The organism is Inquilinus sp. (genome assembly GCF_057815775.1).
On sequence record NZ_JBYRFX010000160.1, the window covers coordinates 1 to 2,128 of the forward strand.

Here is a 2,128-nt window from a genome sequence, read left to right on the forward strand (position 1 = left end):
GGCGAACACGCCGCAATCGGCGTGGCCGAAGCCGGTGATCAGCGCCTTGGGAATGTTCAGGTCGCGCTCGCCGGTCGCCGGGTTGACGTTGGTCGCGGCGCAGCGGGTGATCCGCATCACCACCTTCAGCCGCACCGGGCCGACCGTGATCTCGCGGTCGATCAGGTCGAATTCCGACCAGGCGGGCAGGCCATCGACATAGAGGTTGGCGCGGAAGCGCTGCGGGTCGACCGGTGCGCGCGTCACCCGCTCGATGTCCCGCACCGAGGCGAGGTTGATGATCGAGACGAACTTCTCGGGCCGGTCGGTGAAGGCGATGCCGGGGGCGGAGACGATCTTCACCGCGCCGCGCGGGTCCTTCATGAAGGCGTTCAGGAACTGGTTGATCAGGTCTTGGCCGATCGGCATCGACAGCAGGCCGCGCGCCACCTGCTTGCCGTCGCGCTTCAGGGTCAGCGCCTCGGTCGCGTCGTCGTAGCCGATGCCCAGCAGCGCCAGCCGCTGATCCGTCATCAGCTGCAGGAACTGCCGCTTCGGCTGCCAGGTCGGGGCTGACGGGTCGCATTGGCTGGCGCCATGCACGATGGCGAAGCGCCGGTCGTGCGGTACCGTCTCGCCCGCGGCCAGCTCCGCGGCATCGAGCTTCTGCCCGGCCAGGCCCTTGACGGGATAGCGGTAGAGGGCGGTGAGGCGGGCGGCGGTCATGGGCGGGTCAGTCGCGACGGTACGGGATGGAACCCTAACGCGAGATGGCCGCGGGAAACAATCAGCGCGCCGATGATCGCCGCTATGCGCGGATGGGACCTTTGCGTTCCTGCAGCGTGTTGCCGCCATCGACCACCAGCGAAGCGCCGGTGATATAGCTGGCGCCGGGCGAGGCGAGGAAGGCAATGGCTGCCGCGATCTCCTCCGGCCGGCCGGCGCGGCCGATCGGGGTTTGGCGGCCGGCCTCGTGCTCGGCCTCCGAGGACGAGGCGGTGGCGATCCAGCCGGGTTCGACCGCGTTCACGGTCACGCCCTGGCCGGCGATTTCCAGCGCCAGGGCGCGGGTCAGCCCGTTCAGGCCCGCTTTCGCCGCCGCATAGGCGCTTTCGCCCGGGATGGCGACGCGCGGCCCGGTGACCGAGGAAACGTTGACGATGCGGCCATAGCCGCGCGCCAGCATGTGCGGCAGCACCGCCCGGGTCGCGGCGAAGGCGGTCTTCAGGTTCAGCGCGATGCCGCGGTCCCAGCCGGCCTCGTCCAGCGCGGCGAAGGGCGTGCCCGGGGTGGCGGTGCCGGTCTGCACCATGCCGGCATTGTTCACCAGGATGTCGATCCGGCCATGCGCCGCCATCGCCGTCTCGGCCAGGCGCAGGGCATCGTCCATGCGGGTGAGGTCGCCGATCACGCCGGTCACCGCATGGCCTGCCGCCCGCAGCGCCTCGACCCGCGCCTGGATGCGGTCTGTGGTCGCGGCCACCACCAGGATGGCGCCGAGCTTCGCCAGGTGCCGGGCCGCGGCGAAGCCGATGCCTTCGGCACTTCCGGCGCCCGTGACGATCGCCACCTGTCCCAGCAGATCCATCATTCCGTCCCTCCGATCCTGCCGAATCCTGCCTTTGCAAAGGCGACTGCACAACCGGCCTTGTTGCAGCCCGGCCACACCCCTACATCAGTCCTGCATCCTTCCCGGATCGCACTGATGTGGATCGAGGCGGGGTCGGGCTTCTTGCAAGACGACCGCGCCGAACAAGCGGGGAAACCGAATCTATGGATCTTCAGAAATTCACCGAGCGCAGCCAGGGCTTTCTCCAGGCAGCGCAGACCGCGGCCCTGACGCGGGGCCACCAGCAGCTTCTGCCCGAGCATCTGCTCAAGGTGCTGCTCGACGACGAAGAGGGGCTGGCCTCCAACCTCATCCGCAGCGCCGGCGGCAAGCCGGAGGCGGCGGCGCAGGCGCTCGACCTGGCGCTGGCCAAGCAGCCCAAGGTCGAGGGTGGTGGCGGCCAGGTCTATATGAGCCGTGAGCTGGCGCGGGCGCTGGACCAGGCCCAGGAACAGGCTAAGAAGGCCGGCGACCTGTTCGTCGCGGCCGAACGGCTGCTGCTGGCGCTGGCCATCGCGAAGGTGACCGGCGCCGGCAGCG

Annotated in this window: 3 protein-coding genes; 1 reads left to right on the forward strand and 2 read right to left on the reverse strand. The window is 69.7% G+C overall.

What is annotated here, in order from left to right; translation table 11 throughout:
- Together AC3XYG_RS05820 and AC3XYG_RS05825 are read right to left on the reverse strand one after the other, a co-directional pair.
- On the reverse strand, nucleotides 1-705 hold a 705-nt coding region (locus AC3XYG_RS05820), incomplete at its 3' end, for an MOSC domain-containing protein (protein WP_489138868.1).
- An 82-nt stretch (nucleotides 706-787) separates the two neighbouring features.
- On the reverse strand, nucleotides 788-1,570 hold the full coding sequence (locus AC3XYG_RS05825; RefSeq protein WP_489138869.1) for an SDR family NAD(P)-dependent oxidoreductase: 783 nt from the start codon (nucleotides 1,568-1,570) through the stop codon (nucleotides 788-790).
- Nucleotides 1,571-1,752: 182 nt separating this feature from the next.
- On the opposite strand from AC3XYG_RS05825, the gene AC3XYG_RS05830 reads away from it, so the two are divergent.
- Nucleotides 1,753-2,128: Clp protease N-terminal domain-containing protein (locus tag AC3XYG_RS05830; RefSeq protein ID WP_489138870.1), on the forward strand; the 376-nt coding region annotated here is incomplete at its 3' end.